18 protein-coding genes, 2 tRNA genes and 2 pseudogenes are annotated in these 21,792 nt (G+C 52.5%); 10 read left to right on the forward strand and 12 right to left on the reverse strand.

Features of this window, described 5'->3' with window-relative positions:
* Positions 1-7: 7 nt before the first annotated feature.
* Positions 8-949: a transposase gene (locus UNDKW_RS30665; protein ID WP_162060503.1), complete on the reverse strand. Its 942-nt coding sequence runs from the start codon at positions 947-949 to the stop codon at positions 8-10.
* 202 nt (positions 950-1,151) lie between these two features.
* Here UNDKW_RS30665 and UNDKW_RS22235 point away from each other — a divergent pair, with 202 nt between their 5' ends.
* Positions 1,152-1,364, forward strand: a complete 213-nt coding sequence (locus tag UNDKW_RS22235) for a hypothetical protein (RefSeq protein ID WP_162060504.1) — start codon at positions 1,152-1,154, stop codon at positions 1,362-1,364.
* Between the two features lie 297 nt (positions 1,365-1,661).
* On the opposite strand, the gene UNDKW_RS22240 is transcribed toward UNDKW_RS22235, so the two are convergent.
* The 7 genes and pseudogenes from UNDKW_RS22240 to UNDKW_RS22270 all read right to left on the reverse strand — a co-directional run bounded on the left by UNDKW_RS22240 (position 1,662) and on the right by UNDKW_RS22270 (position 10,708).
* The gene (locus tag UNDKW_RS22240; RefSeq protein WP_162060505.1) at positions 1,662-2,093 is read right to left on the reverse strand and encodes a DUF4279 domain-containing protein; all 432 of its coding nucleotides are present in this window, start codon (positions 2,091-2,093) and stop codon (positions 1,662-1,664) included.
* Complete coding sequence (locus UNDKW_RS22245; RefSeq protein ID WP_162060506.1) at positions 2,090-3,727, reverse strand: Ig-like domain-containing protein; 1,638 nt, start codon at positions 3,725-3,727, stop codon at positions 2,090-2,092. Before UNDKW_RS22245 ends, UNDKW_RS22240 begins: the two co-directional genes overlap by 4 nt.
* Before the next feature lie 84 nt (positions 3,728-3,811).
* A pseudogene (locus UNDKW_RS31220) lies at positions 3,812-4,030 on the reverse strand (Ig-like domain-containing protein); the annotation flags it as partial.
* A complete protein-coding gene (locus tag UNDKW_RS22255) occupies positions 4,027-4,491 on the reverse strand; it encodes an Ig-like domain-containing protein (protein ID WP_162060507.1) in 465 nt (154 codons plus the stop codon). The pseudogene UNDKW_RS31220 and the gene UNDKW_RS22255, both read right to left, overlap by 4 nt.
* Entirely contained in the window at positions 4,488-5,900 is a 1,413-nt protein-coding gene (locus UNDKW_RS22260; protein ID WP_162060508.1) for an RHS repeat protein, read from the reverse strand. The genes UNDKW_RS22255 and UNDKW_RS22260 overlap by 4 nt, the downstream gene beginning before the upstream one ends.
* Entirely contained in the window at positions 5,897-8,008 is a 2,112-nt protein-coding gene (locus UNDKW_RS22265) for a DUF6531 domain-containing protein (protein ID WP_162060509.1), read from the reverse strand. Before UNDKW_RS22265 ends, UNDKW_RS22260 begins: the two co-directional genes overlap by 4 nt.
* A 1,446-nt stretch (positions 8,009-9,454) precedes the next feature.
* Entirely contained in the window at positions 9,455-10,708 is a 1,254-nt protein-coding gene (locus UNDKW_RS22270; RefSeq protein WP_162060510.1) for an MFS transporter, read from the reverse strand.
* A 96-nt stretch (positions 10,709-10,804) separates the two neighbouring features.
* Between UNDKW_RS22270 and UNDKW_RS22275 the strand changes: the two genes are divergently transcribed.
* The 7 genes and pseudogenes from UNDKW_RS22275 to UNDKW_RS22310 all read left to right on the forward strand — a co-directional run bounded on the left by UNDKW_RS22275 (position 10,805) and on the right by UNDKW_RS22310 (position 15,454).
* Complete coding sequence (locus tag UNDKW_RS22275; protein WP_162060511.1) at positions 10,805-11,773, forward strand: LysR family transcriptional regulator; 969 nt, start codon at positions 10,805-10,807, stop codon at positions 11,771-11,773.
* 26 nt (positions 11,774-11,799) lie between these two features.
* A pseudogene (locus UNDKW_RS22280) lies at positions 11,800-11,870 on the forward strand.
* A gap of 121 nt (positions 11,871-11,991) precedes the next feature.
* Positions 11,992-12,062, forward strand: a tRNA-Ser gene (locus UNDKW_RS22290).
* Positions 12,063-12,170: 108 nt separating this feature from the next.
* A tRNA-Ala gene (locus UNDKW_RS22295) sits at positions 12,171-12,243 on the forward strand.
* A 51-nt stretch (positions 12,244-12,294) separates the two neighbouring features.
* On the forward strand, positions 12,295-13,608 hold the full coding sequence (locus UNDKW_RS22300) for an SDR family NAD(P)-dependent oxidoreductase (protein WP_197892973.1): 1,314 nt from the start codon (positions 12,295-12,297) through the stop codon (positions 13,606-13,608).
* Positions 13,598-14,788: a ribonuclease inhibitor gene (locus UNDKW_RS22305; RefSeq protein ID WP_162060512.1), complete on the forward strand. Its 1,191-nt coding sequence runs from the start codon at positions 13,598-13,600 to the stop codon at positions 14,786-14,788. Before UNDKW_RS22300 ends, UNDKW_RS22305 begins: the two co-directional genes overlap by 11 nt.
* A 57-nt stretch (positions 14,789-14,845) precedes the next feature.
* A complete protein-coding gene (locus UNDKW_RS22310; RefSeq protein WP_162060513.1) occupies positions 14,846-15,454 on the forward strand; it encodes a hypothetical protein in 609 nt (202 codons plus the stop codon).
* Between the two features lie 137 nt (positions 15,455-15,591).
* On the opposite strand, the gene UNDKW_RS22315 is transcribed toward UNDKW_RS22310, so the two are convergent.
* Entirely contained in the window at positions 15,592-15,993 is a 402-nt protein-coding gene (locus tag UNDKW_RS22315; protein WP_162060514.1) for a DUF1801 domain-containing protein, read from the reverse strand.
* A gap of 154 nt (positions 15,994-16,147) precedes the next feature.
* Here UNDKW_RS22315 and UNDKW_RS22320 point away from each other — a divergent pair, with 154 nt between their 5' ends.
* Together UNDKW_RS22320 and UNDKW_RS22325 are read left to right on the forward strand one after the other, a co-directional pair.
* The gene (locus UNDKW_RS22320) at positions 16,148-18,328 is read left to right on the forward strand and encodes a prolyl oligopeptidase family serine peptidase (protein ID WP_162060515.1); all 2,181 of its coding nucleotides are present in this window, start codon (positions 16,148-16,150) and stop codon (positions 18,326-18,328) included.
* Positions 18,329-18,407: 79 nt separating this feature from the next.
* The gene (locus UNDKW_RS22325; protein ID WP_162060516.1) at positions 18,408-18,887 is read left to right on the forward strand and encodes an NADAR family protein; all 480 of its coding nucleotides are present in this window, start codon (positions 18,408-18,410) and stop codon (positions 18,885-18,887) included.
* Between the two features lie 344 nt (positions 18,888-19,231).
* Here the strand turns inward: UNDKW_RS22325 and UNDKW_RS22330 are convergent, their stop codons facing one another.
* The 3 genes from UNDKW_RS22330 to UNDKW_RS22340 form a co-directional block, all read right to left on the reverse strand.
* Complete coding sequence (locus UNDKW_RS22330) at positions 19,232-19,648, reverse strand: VOC family protein (RefSeq protein ID WP_162060517.1); 417 nt, start codon at positions 19,646-19,648, stop codon at positions 19,232-19,234.
* A gap of 89 nt (positions 19,649-19,737) precedes the next feature.
* On the reverse strand, positions 19,738-20,370 hold the full coding sequence (locus UNDKW_RS22335) for a hypothetical protein (RefSeq protein WP_162060518.1): 633 nt from the start codon (positions 20,368-20,370) through the stop codon (positions 19,738-19,740).
* Positions 20,371-20,520: 150 nt separating this feature from the next.
* Complete coding sequence (locus tag UNDKW_RS22340; RefSeq protein ID WP_232063085.1) at positions 20,521-21,777, reverse strand: DUF4861 family protein; 1,257 nt, start codon at positions 21,775-21,777, stop codon at positions 20,521-20,523.
* Positions 21,778-21,792: the final 15 nt, after the last annotated feature.

Genomic DNA, 21,792 nt, shown 5'->3' on the forward strand with positions numbered 1-21,792 from the left:
CTTATTCTCAACAGACTGTTCGGCGATGAGTGCGCGCCGCCAATAGTCGAAGGTGGAGAACTTGAGGCCTGCATGCTCGCAAAAGGCGCGCTGACTCAGTGCACTCTGCTGCCACTGGGTGATGTGCTGTTGCCACTGCTGCCGCTTGGCTTGATCTCGTTTCATACTGCTCCTCTTTACTTGTGATGGGAGCGTGAGTCTGGATGAGGTCATCGTTCAATGCTAGATGGGGCGGCTGGACGCTTACCTGGTAGGTATGCAATGGTAAAGATATCGCACGTCGATGTGCAATGGAGACGTCTCTGAGGTCTTCCGGGCGCAATTGATGTTGGTATTTTTCGACAAACTCATCATCCCCCAGCAGCAGTTGGTGCCGGGTCGCCAGCAGGGGTGAAGCCAAGCCTATTCCGTCCAGTACAAACTTGGCATAGGCCACCCTGGCCTGCTTACGTTTACTGCCGAACTGTCCCAATAACCAGTCAGTGTCCAGCCACGGCGGCGCATGCTGATCACGCACGCAGTAGTCATAACTACTCCAGTGCCATTGCTCTGGCATTGCCACCATCCTGGCACGCACCGGATTGAGCACAATGTAGCGCGCCAGTTCCAATAAATGCGCTTCTTTTTGTACCAGGATAGCCTTGTACCTACCCTGGAACAAATGCCCCACTTGCTTGTGCCGACGATTGAAACACTGGGTATATAAACCATTGAGTTGACGCATGCCCCGCGACAAATTGCCATCGATGGTTTCCACCAGCAGATGGTAGTGATTACTCATCTCGCAGTAAGCATGCACCACCCAGTTAAAGCGGTCGCAGACCTCTGCCAGTACCGTCAACCACTCTTGCCTGTCCTCATCATCCAAAAAGATATCCTCACGCCTGTCCCCGCGAGAAGTGACGTGATACAAAGCACCTGCAAACTCTAGTCTTAGGGGTCTGGCCATTGCTCAAGCTCAACACAATTTTTGAAATGTATGAATGTAAGCGTAGTAATCGGCTCGCTGCCGAAAATCGCGCCGAAACAAACATTAAAATTTATTCATTGAAAATCAATGACTTAGAATGTTTACTTAAGAGACCTGACCCCGGCTTCCGCGTAGCAGCAAGTCTTCATTGGGTGCCTCTTATCGTCGCTTGTGCTCTCGTATGGACAAAGCGAAAGCCATTACTGCTGTTGCACACAAGCTGGCCAGGCTTATCTACATGATGCTGACAAAAGGTGAAGAGTACACTGATCAAGGGCAACAATATTATGAAGAGCGCTATCGCGAACGCGTACTCCATCATCTCGCAAAGAAAGCCGAAAAACTGGGTTTAAAACTCGTCAGCAATGAGGGCTGCCAATTTAAATCCAACTAAATCAAAGACTTAGATTTGTTTCTTAAGAGACCTGACCCCACCTTTCTTTGCAAAATCAAAGGTTTGGGCACCTGTGTACCAACATTACCGGCAACTTGGCTGGCCATCAACGGCCACCATGATGATCATCGCCCGTAAAATATTACGGATCGCTTTTACCTTGTTCAAGAACAAGACCGACTTTAATCCTGATCTGATCACAATAAAAACTTGACGGGAACCATAGAATCTAATCGGAGGCATCGTGGGCTGTCCAGCAAAGTGGAGGGGAATTCCCGTGCAAATCAACACTACTAATTACTTCAAAAAAGCGCCGTATGCATCCAATTGAATAGAAATTTCTAAATCAGCAACCCTACGAAGGATTTGCCAATCAAGGATTAATCCAGCAGTCCCTTCAAAAAACCATCCAATAAAAAAGTGCATTTGACCGCCGGAAGACGTCATTTTAACAATGTCGCTCTTTTTCGACTCCAATAGGTCAAGCGTTCGATTGATGGCAGCCTCCAAAGTATCATCCTGATCAAAATCTAATGTACATGTACAAAAGGACTGTTTATGTACTCCACCCAACAATCTGCCGTCTTTAGTTTTTCTTACTTCCCCGGCAGTATTCCATTTCCATGGAATCAGTCCAATAAGATCACAAAATACCAATAAATCTAGCTCAGGATGCGTCATCCTTAAAGATAGAGAAAATTCCTTATTCTTGCGTGGCGTCTTCATCAACAGTCATCCCTCTTATTTCTATTCCCGTTTCGACCATTCTTTCCTCCTTTTCCGCCAGGCTTTTTATTTGACTTTGTATCTGGTGGACCGTGATTAATTCCCTTTCCATCAACATCGCTGGTCCAAACATCTCCCGCTGGTGAAATGCCTGTCCAATCTTTAGGTCCCGCGTTAACCCCATCCTTGATTTCGTGTACCGTATCTCTGTCCCAACCTTGTTCATCAATACCTCTAGTTCCTCGTGGGGCATCAGTTGGTTTTGATTCATTGCCTGGTTTCGCTCCAGCGTTTGCGACCCAATTCGCTGCTTTTCGAACACTGTCCCAATTCCACGTCGGCAAATTAGCACTTGGTTTTGACCAATTAGTGTTTTGGCTCATATACCAAGCACCACCAATTACAACCCCAATACATGGGAGACACAATCCAGTGGGATCAACGCCATCAAGTGGACTGCTATTCACATAGTCATAAGTGGAGAGACTACCGCCATAGAGACCAATCGGATCACTCTGAACATACCTGCCCGCCTGCGGATCATAATCCCTATAGTAATTGTAATGCAGCCCCGTCTCAGCATCATACTGCTGTCCAGCGAATCGCAAATTGAAGACGAACTTAGCCGTTGCCTGCGTCGGTTGCTCATTCGGCAGTGACTCTCCAAACGGCGCACTATCCCAGCGCCAGACCTCATTACCATTCTGGTCTGTGATCACACGCGGCGTATCTATCTGGTCCGTATGGATATCATAAATCTTTGGTGCACTTGCCGTCACTGCGACCGGTACTGCTACTGAGGTCGTGCTTACCCCCAGGTTGTCCGTGGCTTTTGCCGTCAGGCTGTAACTCCCCTGCGCCACATTCGCCCAGTTGGTCGTGTACGGTGCCTGCGTGACTGTGGCAATGCTGTTGGTTCCGTTGAGGAACTCGACTTGCGCTATCGTGCCGTCGCTGTCTGTTGCTGTTGCATTCAGGATGATGGTCGCTGGTGCGGTGGCGTTGGCGGGGTTGGCTGTGAGGCTGACCGTTGGAGCGCTGTTGTTGATGACATTGACAGTCACAGGTGCTGTGGTTGCCGTGGCGCTCTTGTTGTCGGTCGCCTTGGCGGTGATGTTATAGCTGTTCGCTGTCACATTCGTCCAGTTGACGCTGTAGGTGTTGCCGTTGGTGGTCGTTGGTGCGGTGGCTGTGCCTATCAGTGTTGCGCCCTGGTAAAACTCGACCTTGGCAATCGTGCTGCCGGATGCGGGGGTGGCTGTTGCTGCGAGGCTGATGTCTGCTGGTGCAATGAAGCTGCCGTTCGCCGGTGCTGTCTGTGTCGTCTGCTTGAGGGCAGGCGTCAGGCTGACGGTTGGTGGCGTTGTCGCTGCTGCCTTGACCTGGACACTGGCGGCATTGCTGGTTTGTGTGATGCTTTGGCTGTCTGTTGCTTTGGCGGTGATGCTGTAAGTGCCGACTGCGGCATTGGTCCAGTTGTAGGTATAAGGGCTGGCTGTGGCGCTGCCGAGCAGGGTGGTGCCGTTGTAGAACTCGATTTTACTGATTGTGCCTTTGCTGTCTGTTGCTGTGGCTGTCATGGCAATGGGCGTGCCTACCGTGACGCTGGCGTTGTTGGCCGGTGCGGTCAAATTCACCGTGATGGGGTTGGTGACGGTGATGCTGATGAAGTTACTTGTCGCGGTGCCGCTGAGGTTGTCGGTGGCTTTGGCGGTGATGGTATAGCTGCCGGGGGCGACATTGGTCCAGTTGTAGCTGTAGGGAGCGGTCGTGCTGCTGCCGAGTAAGGTGGTGCCGTTGTAGAACTCGACTTTGCTGATCGTGCCATCATTGTCAGCCGCATTGGCTGACAGGGTGATGCTGGCTTTGCCGACAACGCTGCTGTTGTTGGCGGGTGCCGTGAGGCTGACCGTGGGGGCGTTGTTGACGATGGCAGCTATTGCTGTGGAGGTCTTGCTTTCATTGTGGCTATTTGTCGCTTTGGCGGTGAGGCTGTAGCTGCCGGTGGTGACGTTGGTCCAGTTGTAGACGTAGGGGGCGTGGTGACTGCACCCAGCAAAGTACTGCCTTGGTAGAACTCGACTTTGCTGATGGTGTCGCCACTGCTGGCGGCAACGGCTGTCAGGGTAATGGCTGCTGGTGAAGTGTAGCGGGCATTGTTCGTCGGGGTGTTCAGGCCGACGGTGGGTGCGACGGCGAAGGCTGGGCTGCTGATGGCGAGGCTGCCCAGTCCTGTGATGCAGGTCAGGGCTGCGCTGAGGGCTGCTCTGCTGAGTGATGGTTGGTAAAACAAATTTTTCTCCCCTGCCATCAGGTCTGCTCTCGTGGGTGACTTGATGGCTGTTTTTTCAGTAATGGGTTTGACTCTTGGATGCTTGTCTCTGGCTACCAGTTTCATCATTTGATGACCGCCACCGGAATGTTATCCAGATAGACGTAATCCACATCACCTTGCCCATTGCGTTCGCTGATGAGCCTGCCGTTCATGTCGTAGTGGTAGACGGTGTTCGTTGCGGGATTGCTGCCATTGGCGGGAACGTTCTTTTGTACGCGCTGGCCCAGGGCATTGATCTGGTATTGGACAGTACCAATGGCTGTCGTTGCAGTGATCATGCGGCCACGGGCGTCATAGCTGAACTGGTTGATGCCGTTGTTGGTGATGCTGCCATTGGGGTCAGTGGCAACAGGTTTGACCTGGCTATCAGTCACCTGGGCCAGTCGGTTGCTGGTGCTGGCGTAGCTGTAGCTGGTGTTGGCGGCGCCATTGGTCTTGGTGCTGCGGTTACCGACGGCATCGTAGCTGAAGCTTTGGCTGGTTTGTGGTGTGAGGTAGCTGGTCAGGCGGTCAAGGGTGTCGTAGCCGTAGGTAGCCTGGCGGTTGGGGTTGTTGACTTCGTTGATGGTGGCAATACGGCCACCGGCATCGTAGGTAATGGCTTGTACTTTGTTGCTGAGGGTAAAACTGGCAATGCGGCCTTCGTTGTCAAAGCCGCGTGTGTAGTTTTGACCAGCGCTGTTGCGGTAGCTTTGTACGCCGCTGAAGGGGCGGTAAGTTGCCTGGCTCAGGATGGTGGCAGCAATGCCGTCTTTGCTGGTGTCAATCTGGGTGATGCGCCCGAGGGCATCACGGGTGTAGCTGATCTGGCGGCCATTGGGGTAGGTCAGACTGCTTAACCGGCCTGCTGTGTCGTACTGGTAGCGGGTGACATTATTGACGCTGTTCATCACGCGGGTTTCTGTCAACACGCGGCCACGCATGTCGTAGGTGTAGCTGATGCTGCTGTTCTGGTCGCTGATGGTGCTGAGGCGGCCTTTGGCATTGGTACCCTGGTCATAGGTATAGGTGGTGACGCTGTTGTCGTGGTAGGTGATGCTGGTGATGCGGTTGAGGACATCATAGGTGTAGCGGGTGATTTGTCCTTTGGCGTCTTTTTTGGTGAGGACATTGCCTGCCGCATCGACGGTGAGTATGGTGTCGCCGGTGTCGGGGCTAGTGAGGCCCAGCTGGTTACCGAGACCATCAACATTATATAAAGTGGAGAGGTTGCGGGCATCGGTGACTTTGGTGAGGCGGTCTTGTCCGTTATATTCATAGCGGGTGATTTTATTGTCAGCGTCAGTCTGGGTCTTCAGGCGACCGAGTGCATCATATTCGAGTATGGTGATGGAGTTGTTGGCATTGAAGCTTTTGGTGACATTGCCCATGGCATCATAGGCAAACTGGCAGGTGGTGCTGGCAACAGTCTGGCCATACAGGCTGATCAATGTGGCGGCGAGTATGCTTCGTTTCATCAGGATAGATTTTTTCATTGGACGCCTCCGGTCACTTTTTGCAGGCGGTTGAGGGCGTCATAAATGCGGTCAATCTGGCGTGTGAGGTTGCCACTGCTGTCAGTGGTGGTTTCATTGATGCGGTTACCCATATTGTCGAGGGTGTAGGTGATGCTGTTGCCTAAGTTGTCGCTGACTTTTGTGAGGCGGTGGGCATCGTCGTAGGTGTAGCTGATGCTGCTGTTGTCTGGCAAGGTGACTTTGATCATCTGGCCTGCATTGTCGTAATCGTAGGTGGTGGTTTCTGACTGGCCGTCACCTGTGCTGACTTTTTGTTTGAGCCAGCCGCGTGGCGTGTACGTCAGAGTAGTGACGAGCCCATTGGGGTCGGTGATCTGGCCTACTCTGCCGTTGGCGTCGTAGTTATCCAGGGTGGTGATGTGGCCAGCGGCGTTGGTGATGGTGCTGAGGTTGCCTTTGGTGTCGTAGACGTAGGTGGTTTTATCAACGACATCGGTGCGCGGGCCGGTGACGGTCAGGACCTGACCTACTTCATTGTAGGTGTAGCTCCAGGTGCGGGGGCTGCCTGTCACTGTGGCATTGGCACCCTGGCTACCGTTCACGTCGCTGGTGGTTTGTTCTGTTCTGGTCAGGACGTTGCCTTTGCTGTCGTACGTATAAGTGGTACGCAGCAAGGGGACGTTGATTTGCAGGGGAGACGTAAAATTGGCATGCCAGCTGGTGGTGGTGGTTTGGGCCACTGCCGTGCCGCTCGCGTCAACACGTTTAGTTTCGAGGTTACGGCTCAGGTCATATTCGTAGGTGGTGATGGTGCCATTAAAATCAGTGGTGCTGGCGATATTGCCGTTGGCGTCATAGGTTTTGTTGCTGATGTTGGCGCAATTCACGCAAGGCTGGTCAACGCCGGTATTGCCGAGAGTATTGAGCATGGCTTTGAACTGGTAGGTTGCCGTTACCTTTTGCGGATTGGCGCTGGTACCAAGGTAGGTATCAACCACTGTAGATTGCACGCCGCTGGCATTGGCAGCAACGAAGCTGAGGGTGACTTTTTCTACACCGCCTGCATGCTGTGAAGATGTTGCACGGCCCATGCAGTCATAGGTCCAGCTGGCATAGCGCTTGCCGTTTTCGTCTATGATGCCGGTCAATACATAGGGCAGGCCACCAGAGCCATTACCCACTGAACTGGCATAGTCGCAGGCATTACCGCCATTAATATTGCTGGCCTCGTTGTACACATAGCTGCGGGTTTTGCCGTCAGGATAAGTGACTGAAGTAAGATTACTTGCATTGCAAGAAATACTCTGCGTGTTGCTGCCGCACCCCCCTGTCACACCATCGTAGGCATACTGATATTGTCCACCCGCCGGGTCAGTAATATTGTTGATGCGTCCCTTGGCGTCATAACTGAACTTGATCTGTTTGTTCCAGTTATCTGTCACGCACAAGAGCTTGCCTGCCTTCAGCGTCGGCCCTGCATTTGCCGTACCACAAACCGGCGCATCGGCCGGAAGACGACTGACTGTGGTGTCGTTCGTCGCGCCCGAACTATACGTCAGTTTATAGACAACACCATTTCTTTTGGTGATGGAAATCAAACGGCCTTTAGCGTCATATTGCTCTACTTCGTCGATTGATGTATTGCGCAAAGTCCAGCCAGTGACAGTCGTATTGTCGGCATTGTACTGAGCGAGCAGCTTGAAGTCAGCATTGGAATCACCCTGCCAGACCAGGCCATTGCGATTAAAAAAGACTTTATTTCCCCGTGGGCGTGTAACAGATACCGCTTCAGGGACCGTTGCAGTTGTCGTTGCTGGTTTGTTTTCACACCAGTATGCCTGATAGTCTGCAGAAATATAGCAATCAGAACGTGACTGATTGAGTGTCAAAGCCGCCTCTGGCTGTATGCGGGATTCAAAGTTGTGTGTCCACCTGCGACCAAACTGATTAACATCTGCAGAACCAGGCTTGAATGGATTACTGTCATAAAAGCGGGTAATGCTAAGATCACTGATATGAGCGACGCTAAATTCTTTTTCAGCTTGAACTTTTGCGCCAGTTGCAATTGAAATAGGGTTACCGCAAGAGGGGTTGGGGCCACCACCATCACCAGAGCCTGGACACATTTTGGGTGGCTCAGGTTGCGGCGGCTGATTGTAAACGCTAATGCAAGCCTGTTGCTTGCTGAACCAGCGGTAATAAGATGCTTGGCAGACACATGCCTTTGCAGCTTTACTGTATATGGTATTGGATGGGCAAACATATTGATAACTCGTAATCATCCCATGCTCTGAAACGACCTCTCTGCCATCGTACAGATAATTGCTGCAATAAATCGCAAATAGTGGATGCTCTTCATTTTCATCAGGAGGTGACGTATATTTAATTTCTTTCAAGCGCCCTGCTTGACCATCCAGCCAACTTGCATTTTCACAAACAAACTTGGCATGTTCATTGTCTGAAGAAAATTTTTTGTCACCAAACCAATACCCTTCATCGATAACCGACGTACTGGAAGACTGCGCATATGCACTGCTTGCGAAAAAAAACATCAGACTCAAACAAACAAGGCTCATAATGAACCGTGTGGACACAGAAAACACTGCAGGAAAATTTTTCCCGGTTAAAAACCAAGTCATTAAGGGCCTTTCGGGTGGCTTACGAAGATACATAAACAAGTTCCAAACGAATAAACAAAATTTGTAGTCACAGCGATGTGTCAGCCAACGACAGCTCAAACTTTAAGAGTACAGGCTACACAACAGAGCAAAAAATTAATGAGGCAAGCAGATACAGCAAGGGTCTGGTAAAACCAGCAGGCTAACTGCTAACTACCCTGGTCAAATAAACAGGTGTGTTAAGCGATGTGGATATCGAGAGCAGCAAAATATTCATCACTACAAAATACTCAGCTTAATTACATTTCAAGGAAAACGGGGCGCTCAAGCTGAACACCAGCATCAGCATCAGCAACGCTGACAGACGGCATGAAAAGGATTGCATAAACTTCATAAAGTGCTAACTCCATAAGGACAAACCTTGACCATGGCGGGCATGGCCAATTCGTCGTTGAACTTTAAAGAATGGGGTAAAAATGCATAAAAGCTGCGATGACAGGAGCAATTATTCCGGTCAACAATGACAGAGTGTCATATCTGCAGATAAATTCCGGCTGATATGATCTTTCAATGACCAGTGCCGGGAGTTGACATCTGTAAAATCAAAAAAATCAACGCTGCCATATGTATAACTATACGCAGCTTATTTGGATAAATCTTGGCGTTTTAAATTATTTCATTAACAATTAAATGCTTACTGCTCAACAATTTCTGGGCAATTATATGGTAAAAGCATAATCATTGTGAAATTTTGTTTCTCATTTATTTTAAACAATCATTGATCAAATATCACCATTACCACGCTATTTGTCAAATCTGTCAAATCAGACAAAATTATAAAAAGAATGGAATTCAGGCAATAAAAAAGCCAGTTGAGTTTGCACTCAACTGGCTTTAATCTATTACTCAGCAGATGCCGCACATGCAGCAAACGAACAGGTATTAATCTTGTACCTATCTTTCATGCATTACCAGTTTCCTCCCCCAAAACCGCACCGCCAATGCCGCCAGCGAAGTAACTGTTGCCATACCCGTCACGCCTATCCAGCCCCATTGCGCCAGCAGGGCGCTGCCCAGGGTGGCACCGGCTGCCATGCCGATGAACATGCCGACAAACAGCACAGCATTAAGGCGGCTGCGGGCGGCATTGTCTATACCATAGACTATTGTTTGATGAGCGATCAGGGTGCTTTGCACACCAAGGTCAAAGCCTACCGTGCCTATGCCCAGCAGCCACAGTTGTGCAGTGGGCGGCAACAGCGGGCTCAGGTTCATGATGGCGAACGATGCAGCGCTGATGCTGGCACCTACCTTGGTGACGAGCTCTGGTCCGTGCTTGTCTGCGAGATGGCCAGCCAGCGGTGCTGCCAGTGCACCTGCAGCACCGGCCAGGCCAAAGGCACCTGCGACTGCGCTGCCCAGATGGAACGGTTCTGCATGCAACATGACGGCCAGGGTGGACCAAAAGCCGCTGAAGCCCATCGCCAGCAAGCCTTGTGCAAGTGCGGCGCGGCGCAGTTTGCCATGACGGCGAATAAGTTCAAACAGTGAACCCAGCAAGGCACGGTAACTCATGGAGGTGGTTGGGGCAAAATGCGGCAGGCCACGCCAGACTGCAACAGCGATGAGTGTCACACCAAGCGCTGCCACGACGAACATGCTGCGCCAGCCAAATTGCTCAGCCACAAAGCCACTGACCACACGCGACAGCAAGATGCCCATGAACAGGCCTGTCATGACCGTACCCACGACCTTGCCACGGCGCGATTCATGCGCGAGGGTGGCCGCAGCAGGCACAATGTCTTGCGCCATCGTCGCCGTGAGTCCTATCGCCAGGCTGGCGAGCAGCAGCAGGCTCAGGGAATGTGCAGCAGCCATCACCAGCAATGCAGCCACCAGCAAACCAGCCTTGATGAGGATGATATTGCGGCGGTCATGCTTGTCGCCCAGTGGAGCCAGCAGCAAGATGCCGAGTGCATAACCGAGTTGCGTGAGCGTGGGCACATAACCCACTGCGACATTGCTGATACCCAGGTCACTCGCCAATACGCCCAGCATGGGTTGACTGTAGTACAGCGACGCCACCGACAAGGCAGCGCCACAGGCCAGCAAAAATACCAGTGCAGGCGATGGTTGCTGATGTACCTGCGTATCTGTCGCCGGAGATATGGCAGTTATATGATTATGCGAATTTTGAATGGAAGACATGACTTTCTCTCTGCTTTAACTGATGTCTTGCAGTGTAAGACTCTCGCATTTCAAACGGTAGTGGCATGTCACGCAGATTTGTTATACATTTGACGTATGACCAAAACCCTGACCAGCCGCCCGGACAATTCTGCTACCGCCGCCCTCATGGCAGGCGCGGGCGATCGCATAGAGCTCATGCAGACCTTTGTACGCATCGTCGAGGCGGGCAATTTGTCCGCTGCTGCGGCGCAACTGGGCACGACCCAGCCCACGGTCAGCCGCCGCCTGCAATCGCTGGAACAATCCCTCGGTGTGCGCCTGTTGAACCGCTCCACCCACAGCATGCGCCTGACTGCAGATGGCGAACGCTGCTATGAACATGCCCGCAACCTGCTGGCAGGCTGGGCCGCCTTTGAGTCTGACCTGCGTGGCACCAATGACGAGCCTGAAGGCGTGCTGCGCGTCGTTGCACCGCATGCGTTTGGCCAGGAACGCCTGGTCAGACCGCTGGCAGACTACCTGCGGCGCTACCCGCGTGTGTCAGTAGAATGGCTGCTGCATGACGATACCTCGTTGCAGGATTTTATTTCTGAGGGCATAGACTGCGCCATACAGATAGGCGAGCTCAGAGATACCAACCTGGTCGCCATCAAACTGGCAGAGGTGCCACGCATCGTGGTGGCGGCACCATCCGTCCTGGCTGGCAGGCCCATGCCGCAACAAGCCATCGACCTGGTCGGCCTGCCGTGGCTGTCGCTGCGCACCTTTTACCGTAGCGAAGTATTCCTGCACCATGTACAAACCGGCGAAATCCAGCGCGTGGCCTTCACCCCGCGCCTGAGCACTGACAACCTGTATGCGCTGCGCATCGCCACGCTGGAAGGACTGGGTGTCGCCATCGGTTCTACCTGGATACTGGCCGACGACATCGCCGCCGGGCACCTGATACAACTGGCACCGCAATGGCAGGCCGCGCCACTGCCAGTGAATCTGGTTTATCCGTATGCCCGCTTTTACCCGGCGCGGCTGCGCAGGTTTATTGAAGTGATACGGGCTAGTGTGGCTACGGCTTTGCATGTATGAGCCAGCGCCCTTTATAATCGCAACCGGGAACGGTGGTGTAATGGAAGCATGTCTATCACCAAAGAAGAAGGCGCTGGTTCAAACCCGGCCCGTTCCCTTTCATTCCGTTGTCCCCAACAGTTTGCATTCTCCAACCTTCGCCAATATCGATGCATGAGCAAAACCAGCCTGCGGCTTTTTGAGCATGACGGGCGTATGCCCCGCTATAATCGCTAGCGGGAACGGTGGCGTAATGGAAGCGCACTTTCCAGCTAAGAAAGTGGTGTTGGTTCAAATCCAACCCGTTCCCATTTAATTCCACGGTTTCCACTAGCCCTCTCTCCTTCACTATTGACGCAGGCAAATCCTGTCTGTATTTTTTTGACCGTGTCAGGCAAGCTCCGCTATAATCGCCGCCGGGAGCGGTGGTGTAATGGAAGCGCATTTTCTTTGCAAGAAAAAGGTGTTGGTTCAAGCCCAACCTGTTCCCACTGATTTTTGCGTGGATGCGCAAGCGCATTTGACCAGTAAGGATAGCCGCCGTGGCATACACAGATGAAGAATTGAGCATCGCCTTGCGGGTACTGCACACCATTGCAAACGATCCATCGCAGATGGATGATCACCCGCAGTTCAAGACTCTGATTGCCAAAATCCAGAAAACAGCCAAGCGTGGCCACCGCCAGGCGCGCGCCAATGCAGCCAAAGAACAACTGCAACATGCACGCCTGCAGACTGGCCTGGTGCGTACGCAGCTTGCAGCATCATTGCCGCTGACGCTCAGCGACGCAACTGCCGGTACATTGCGTTCACAACGCTGCTATGTCTGCAAGCAGGGTTTTCAGCAACTGCATCATTTCTACCATTCCCTGTGTCCGGTGTGTGCGGACAAGAACTGGCAAAAACGGCACCAGCAGGCAGACTTGCGCGGGCGTTATGCGCTGGTCACTGGTGGCCGCATCAAGATAGGCTTTGAAACTGCCCTGCATCTGCTGCGCGCCGGAGCCCATGTCACGCTGACCACGCGTTTTCCACAGGACGCAGCAAAACGTTTTGCCGCCTTGCCGGACTATGGCGACTGGCAGGAGCGACTGAACATACAGGCACTGGACCTGCGCTGCATCCCCGATGTCGAACAATTCGCCGACAGGCTCAATGCAGAGCTGCCACACCTCGACGTCCTGATCAATAATGCGGCACAGACCATCAAGCGCCCAGGTGAATTCTATGCAGCACTGATGTCTGCCGAAGCAACCCCGTGGCTGCTGGAAGCCAGGCAACAATATCTGGGCAATCAGCCCGGCTATGCCGATTATTTTCCGCGGCATGAGGTCGATATGTATGGACAGGGGCTGGATAAACGGCCCGCCAACTCTTGGTCGCAACGGCTGCATGAAGTATCAACTTTTGAACTGCTGGAAGTGCAACTGGTGAATGCGGTAGCGCCCTTCATGCTGACTGCCCGCTTTAAACCAGCCTTGTTGCGTTCACCACATGCACGCCGCTTTGTGATCCAGGCATCGGCCATGGAAGGACAGTTCAACCGCGACAGCAAGACAGAATTTCATCCGCACACCAATATGGCCAAGGCAGCGCTGAATATGATGGTGCGTACCAGCGCTCAGGACTGGGCCCGCGATGGCATCTTTATGAATGCCGTGGATACCGGCTGGATTACCGATGAAAAGCCCTATCCGCAAGCCATGCATGTGCGGCAGACCCAGGATTTTTACACGCCACTGGACGTGACGGATGGCATGGCGCGCCTGCTCGATCCTGTCATCCGTGGCGTCAATGAAACGGAGGCACCGCTTTACGGCCATTTCCTCAAGGACTTTGAACCCTATGCATGGTGATACTGCTCAAGCATCTCTTGCATTGCCTGGTGATGCAATCACGGCTGTCCAGTGTCCGGCACACCGCGTCAGTATCACGCCTTGTGATGCTGACGAGCTTGATCCCTTGCTGCAGCACCTGAGCGCCAATCTTGCTGCCCACAGCGACCAGCAATTCCCCCGTGGCACGCTGACCGCCGATGGCCGTCTGGATTTATGCAAGCAAAGCCTGGGAACCAGCCACTGCCTGGCGATCACAAAGGCATTGCAAGACAATACCCGCGTCCGCAGCCTCATGCTGGGCACCGATGCAATAGGCGATGCTGGTGCGGCAGCGGTGGCTGGCCTGGCCAGCATCAATCCTCAGCTTGAGGTTCTTTACCTGGGTTGCAATAATATCGGCCCGACAGGAGCACATGCGCTGGGCACGACGCTGGCAGATGGCGCACAAAACATTAGCGGCCTGTGGCTCAAGCGTAATCCACTAGGCCCGGATGGCGCAACAAGCATTGCCGGCATGTTACGCAGCAACCAGCACTTGCGCGTGCTGGACATGGTCAATACCGATTTGCGTGCAGAAGGCGTGCGCGCCATCGTTGATGCCCTGTGCAGTGATAACAAGAACCTGCAAAGCCTTTACCTCAGCGGCAACGGTCTGAACGCAGCAAGCGCAAACGACCTGGCACGCCTGCTGCGCGAAGCGCCACATCTCAAGGCACTCTACCTTAGCGTCAACCGTCTAGGTGATACAGGTGCAACATGCATCGCCGATGCGCTGTGCCACAACCACAGCCTGCAAACCCTGGAACTGGCAAGCAATGGCATAGGCACACAGGGAGCATCTGCTCTGCTGGACGCAGCCCGGCATTCTTCATTGCAAAACCTGAATCTTGGCTACGCACCATCCACCAGGGTGCTGGGTGCACAGGCCAATCACATGGGAGATGAGGGTGCGCTACACGCCGTGGAGTTGATCAACACCTCTGCGACATTGCGCAGGCTTAACCTGACCCGCAATAACATCACGGCTCAGGGAAATGCGGCAGTCATAGATGCTGCGCTACGCAATGGCGAGCTTATCCAACTGACACTTGATGGCCGCCATCCAGATGATCTCGCTGCTCAATTAAAACATAATCAGGCTTTATCTGGTAGAAGCGATACACTGGGTCAGGCGATGATCAAGAGTGTTTATCGATAAAAAATCTACAGGTACAACAAAAGAAATTCTTCTGTTTAAACGAATATGCGGTGAACCATGTTGCCCAATTTTTATATCTGTACCAGTTGCAATGAAAAACTCTTCTTGCCGTTTCGCGAGGCTTATTACTACCTTGGCTCAAGCACCATGGGGCAATTGATAAGGAATGAAGACTTGTTCGCGATACCAGTCCGCCCAGCCTGGTGCAAGACCTGTTCGAACCTGTGTATAGCCGAGGATATTGCCAGCTTGCGTGATTTTGAAAATGCCTTTGGTGCGGTACGCAGTGGCAAGGCAGTGGAATATCCGCTGGAAACAGAGCACATGAATAAGGAGCTGGCGATCCATGAAATCCAGAGCTATCTGCGCTGGAGAATGTCGCGTCAGCAGAAACCAAGAGCGTTGTGCTGCGGTAGCCATGATTTCTTATACACCGACGTGGAGCAACCTCTATTCAAGCACGCGGGCTGCGACTTTGGCAGCATGGAGCCACGGTGCATTTTCCCGGGTGCACATAGCTGGCACGGCCCCGGCATATCCAGCCCTGCCGATATCCGCATATATGATGCTGAGGGCGAACTGAAGGGTAAGCTAACCTGGCGCAAGCGTGAAGAGAATGCATGGGATACAGAAAAATTGACGTATCCGGTTCAGCCTGAAGAATAAGGACTGTCAGTCAGTAGGGTGCGCCATGCGCACCACTCTCAAAAAAACATCAAAGAAAATTCATAAGAAACGGTACGCACGGCGTACTCTACCACGAATATTAAACTGAGCCGCTGGCTCACTATTCTGGTGTTGACTCATTTCTTCACCGACACAGCTTCCTTGATCAGGGTCTCCAGCACCTTTATATTCACATCATTTAATTTCCGTATATACAGGCAGCCTTTGCCGGATTTGGTTTTACCGAGTTCAGACAATAATTGCGCATGGTTGGGTGCGGCATTGAGGCCATACAGGCTGATGTCACCCTTGCGGGATGCAAAGCCGATGAGGCACATATCGCCTTCGCGGCCGCTCTCATAGACATAGTGGTAGTTGCCAAAGCCGACGATGCTGCCCCACATGACGGCGGGCTGTTTGCTGGCCCTGGACATGAGCTTGATCAATATTGCGCAGTCATTGCGGCGCGTCTCGTCCTGTATCGCGGCGAGATAATCATCTACGCTGGAGTCTGTTGCTTTGGTTTTGTTTTCAGCCATGACATTCCCCATCTTTGGGTAGAAAGTGAATCGGCAACGTAATCATGATAGCAGGGACTTGGCCGCACGCAGATCAAATTAAAGGCGGCATTGTCAGTGGCTTGCAAATCCGTCTATACTCAGTGACAGACCCCATACTGAGAGGTAGCAGATTATGATTTCCCGTCGCCAATTTGCCTTGTCCTTGTCCGCATTTGCCCTCTCACCTCTCAGTGTGCATGTGCATGCTGCCGTCAGGAAAACACCCTCGCCCTTGCTGCCACCGCTGGCACGCGAAGAGCCGGTGACCGACAGCTTGTGGGGCAAGAGCATCGTTGATCCTTACCGCTGGATGGAACAAAAGCCGGACACTGCCGAATTCACTAACTACCTTAAAGCGCAAGGCGCTTTTGCAAGGCAAGTGCTGGACAAGTTGCCAGGGCGACGAGCGATAGAAGCATCTCTGCAACGATTCAGTGCAGCAACAACTACGCTGGCGATACGGCAAGTCACGAGTACCCAACTGATTTTTGCGCGCCGCTCGCCAGACCAGCAGGTACTCAAGATTTATGCTGCCCCACACGCGGGTGGTGCAGAACGCCTGTTGATTGATCCCGAAGCCGGTAACAAGGGTGGCCCGGGTGGCCAAGGTGGTCAACCCAGGCGCGTGACCGAAGTGCTGATGTCTCCTGACAACAAGCATCTGGCTTACGCTATCGACAAGGGTGGTGATGAGATGCATGAGTTGCATGTGCTGACACTGGATAGTGGCAAGGACGTGCTGATTACCCGTTTGAATGGCATACCGGCAAGCTGGCTGCCCGATTCCAGCGGCCTGTTTTATGCACGCCTGCGCGACGGTGCAGTCAAGGGCAAAGTCGATTTCTCCTTCGACACGGCAACATGGCTGCACAAAATGGATAAAGACCCTGTGCAAGACACACTGGCCTTCCGCTGGTCAGATGGCCCGGCCATGGGCCAGACAGAACGTGAAATGCCTGTCGTGCATGTGAATACCGCCAGTGACTGGGCACTGGGTGCTATCTATAGCAATGGTGAATGGCCGGCCTATGGCATGGTCGCACGTCTCAATGATCTGCTGGCAGGCAAACCCGGCTGGGCAGAAGTGTTCCGCAAGGACGATATCGCGACCCACGCACTGACCGTGGGTGACGATGTGTATGTACTGGCCAAAGGCAAGTCTGAGCGTGGTGAAGTGTTTAAGGTCAGCCTGCGCGAGGCAGATAAGGGCAAGCGTGTCGTGGTGGTGCCACAAGGCGATTATGTCATCGACAGCCTGAGCCTGGCAAAAGATGGTTTATACATCCATGAGCTGCGTGGCCAGGTCGGTGCCTTGCGGCGTTACAGCTTTGCCACAGGCAAGGTGGAGGATGTAAAACTGCCTTTGACAGGTGCGGTATGGAATATACAATGCCACCCGGCCATAGAAGGTGCCTGGTTTGGCATGGACGACCTGACCTGGTCGGCCCGCACTCTGCAAACCGGCCCCAATCTGGTCGCCAAAGACACGGGCCTGACACCGAAGGCAGCATTTGACACATCTTCGTTCCTGACTACGCGCCAGGACATCAAGGCGCGTGACGGAACGGCTGTACCGGTAGAAATACTGCACAAGAACAATACCAAACTGAATGGCAAGAACCCTCTGCTGATTATTGCCTATGGTGCTTACGGCATCATACTTGACCCTGGCTTCCAGGGTTCCATGCTGGCTTTTCTGGACCAGGGTGGCGTGATTGTCTACGCCCATGTGCGCGGTGGTGGCGAGAAGGGCGAGACCTGGCACACTGCCGGGCAAAAAGCCAATAAGCCAAATACCTGGCGCGACGTGATTGATGTGGCAGAAGCAATGATTAAAGACGGCTGGACTGCACGCGGCAAGCTCGCTGTATGGGGTACCTCTGCCGGCGGCATCATGGTGGGCCGCGCCATCACTGAAAGACCAGACCTGTTTGCCGTGGCAATCGGTGAAGTCGGGGTATTCAATACCCTGCGCTTTGAGCTGACATCGAATGGCCCTGGCAATGATGAAGAGTTTGGTACGGTCAAAAAAGAAGATGAATTCCGCGCCCTGCTGGAGATGGATGCCTATCACCATGTACAAGCTGAAACCAGCTACCCGGCAACGCTGCTGATGACGGGCGCCAACGACATGCGGGTAGAACCCTGGCAAATCGCCAAGATGGCTGCCCGCATGCAAAAAAATTATGATCCCAAGCGCCCGGTATTGATGCGGGTTGATTATGATTCAGGGCATTATTCCACGACCAAGAAAATCGGCATTGCCAAGCATCTGGATATGTTTTCTTTTATTCTTGCGTATACACGGGCTTGATATTTCCAGAATTAAAATCCGGTCATCGCATGCATGGTGGCCGGTTTTCCCTCTCATTTTTTAAGGTGATTAATTTATTTTGAACGACCGTAAATCAAGCACAACTCCAGACGCAAATTCAAACACCATCATCAAATTCTACTCAGTAGAAGATGAGTTTGGAGAGTTCTCCAACTTCGCACGCTATTCCATCTCCATCAAGGGAAAAACCTGGCCCACTTCTGAACATTATTTCCAGGCGCAAAAATTTGTAGATGCGGCATATCGCGAAAAGATACGCAAGGCCAATACACCAGCCATTGCGGCCCGCCTGGGACGAGCACGCACAGAAAAATTACGCCCGGATTGGGAGTCAGTCAAAGTACAGGTCATGCGGGATGCGCTGATGGCAAAGTTCCAGCAGCATGCCGATTTAAAAGCCTTGCTGTTAAGTACAGGCGCTGCAAAACTGGTTGAAGACACCAGCGACGATGACTATTGGGGCTGTGGCAGTGATGGGCGTGGCAAGAATATGCTGGGCAGGATATTGATGGAGATACGTGCGACATTAACGCAATAATAAGCACAATAATAAGAAGGATAATAAAGATGGAGATTTATCGAAATTTGAGGCATTAATCTTTGGTGGGATAGTCTCAGATGTAGATAAAATTCCTATTACTTTTGATGGACTCGATCAAGTTATTAATTTGCTGAAAGTAGGAAAAGATAAACCCTAGTATTCATCTCAAATCCAGCTGGACCGAATGTACTTAATTGGAACTCCATTATCAGAGTAATCACATAGAAACCAAAAATGTGTTGCCACTTATCAAGCGTCAACTAAAGTCAATGAATTGCAGATTACGAGGCGTGCTACAACGCAACATGCAGCAATAAGGCTGGCACGAACAGGCGCAAGCTTTATTGCTCCCTGGCCGGATTCCACACGACCTCCCACAGATGCCCGTCAGGGTCCTGGAAGTAGCCCGAGTAGCCACCCCAGAAATTATCATGCGCAGGCTTGACGATCCTGGCCCCGGCTGAGTCAGCTTTTGCCATGACGGCATCCACCTCTGCTTTTGATGTCACATTGTGACCCAGCGTCATTTCTGTTGCGCTTGCGGTTTGCACTGCAATGCCAGTGTCCTCTGCAATACTCTTGCGTGGCCACAGGGCGAGGCGCAAACCCGCTTGTAGCTGAATGAATACCACGGCACCGTATTCAAATTCTTTACCGATGATACCTTCTGTGGCAAAGCCCAAACCATCGCGATAAAAATGCAAGGATGCTTCCAGGTCATCGACACCCAGGGTGATGACGGTGATTTGTGGTTTCATGGCAGACCTTTATTGGAAGGTTTGTCAGAAGCGGTTATTGTCAACATTTATTGTAAGCAGCGACTCATCAAGCAAATGCCATAAATTCTTCAGCAAAACACGATGGCAGTCTTGTGCTCCAGACTAAGGCGAGCTGCTTCAAACAGCGTGATCCATGTTTCCAGCTCACGGTAGCAGGCACCTTCTTTTTCGGCTTGTTCTTGTATGCGTGCCACTTCGGCATCTGACAATTGCCCGTTGTCGAGTTGTATGCCCAGCGCCGGTGCAATCAGTACCAGCTCGTCCATCAGGCGGTAAGAGGAGCCGAGCATGCCGCCTGGCAAACCGGCCTCTTCACTGTCGAACAGAACTTCATCAAAATCGACAGGCACATAATAACCTTCTGCATCTGAATGACAGATCAAATGGCTAGCAAGATTGTCATATTCTGCCTGCAATGCCTCGTCCTGGCCCGGGTCTTCATTGTCTGCCAGCGGTGTTGCAAGCCATGCAGGGTCTGCCTTGCGGTGCGCATAAGCACGGCGCAGATAATGCAGGAAGGAATAGGGGAAACCATCAAGCTGCGCACGGGATTCCAATGCAGGCAAAGACCTGGGTTCTACGTGCGCAGGTAAACCGGCTTGTGCCAGCACGGTGTTAATTGCCGCAAAATCCTCCTGTGACCATTCAAGCTCTTCATCATCGCAATCTGCCAGAGTGCCTATGCTGATACCCAGTCCCATTACTTTCTCCTGTTAGCGCACTATACGGTGCAAAGACGCATTGCCTGAAAACCGCAATGGTAGCTGCTCAATTGAGCAGATGCAACGTAAAAAAACCAGAAATGCATGGCGGCATATCTGGTTCTTTTTTGAATGACACAGACCTCAATATCAAGGCGTGCGTACCGTCACAATCTTGACGGGATGCTGCATTCTCTCGGCATGGGCCTTCACATAGGCCTGCCATTTTTCATTGCTATTGTAGGGGCTGGCCCTGTCCCAGGCTGCTCCTACGTAATAGCGCAGGGGCTTGCCTGATGCGACTGTGGCGACGATGAGATCATTGAGCTTGTCTTCTGCATAGCCCTCTGCCGTTGGCAAGATAATGGCCGTGCCTATCGAGCCATTGCTGGCCTGATCTACCCATTGGGTGATGGATGGCGTAGCCTGGTTTTTGCTGAGTTTGATGACGGGGTTCTGGCCCTTGTCTGTCGGCGACTTGTTCAGGCCAAGAGCAACCTTCAGTTGTGCCGGGCCACTGAAAGTGAATGTGCTTTCCATCTGGTCAAACAAATGACCTGCATCAACGGTGAAACGTTTGACTTCAGACACTTTGACACCCGCCGCATCCCAATTATCGTAATTGAGTTCAAACACGGTGCGTATGGGGCCGTTGGCGATGATTTTCCAGGTAGCGTAGTTTGCACTGGTATAGAGGGTCTGGCCATCCCAGATGCCGGTGCCGCCACAGCCGCGTGAACGGCCGACATTGTACATGTCCATGCCCTCGCCTTCATCCTTGTGGTAATGGTCATGGCCCTTGTTGTACCAGCGATCGACGATGGGGTAGGTCACGCGCTTGAACCAGATGTCGAGTCCGCTGCTGCGCAAGACTTCTTTATTGCTGCCCGCCGGTGCGGGTGCTTCCAGTGCCGGGCCATAGGTGCGGTGGCCTATCCTGTCATTCTCCCAGGCGAAGTCGTCCAGGCGTTCTGGTATGTAGCGGGCAAAGGCCCTGGTTTCAAATACCGGTATCAGGGTATCGATTTTTTCTACGCTGAAGACGGCCTGTTTTTCACCGGGCGCAAAATCATACTGGAAAATCAGTTCGCCATAAGCAATGCCCTCACCCTTGGGGTCTTTCGACAGGGGCGCAACATTGGTGACCTGGTGCGCCAGCACTTTGCCTTTGGCATCCTTAACGGCAATGCGTTGTATCAGCGCACCGGGCAAGGCCTTGTTGACTTCTGACCACGGCAGCGTAATGGTTTCGGACGGGCGTGCGGCCTCAAGATCATGGCTGACCTGGATAGTGAGCTTGTCGGCAGCGTTGGCCGCTCCCGCACCAAACAGGCTGAGCAATACAAACGGAAGTATCTGATAGCGCAGAGAGAGATGCAGAGTCTGTTTCATGACGATGGATTTCATTGTTGGTGTCCTGTT

The organism is Undibacterium sp. KW1 (genome assembly GCF_009937955.1).
In the GTDB taxonomy this organism is placed as follows: Bacteria; Pseudomonadota; Gammaproteobacteria; order Burkholderiales; family Burkholderiaceae_D; genus Undibacterium.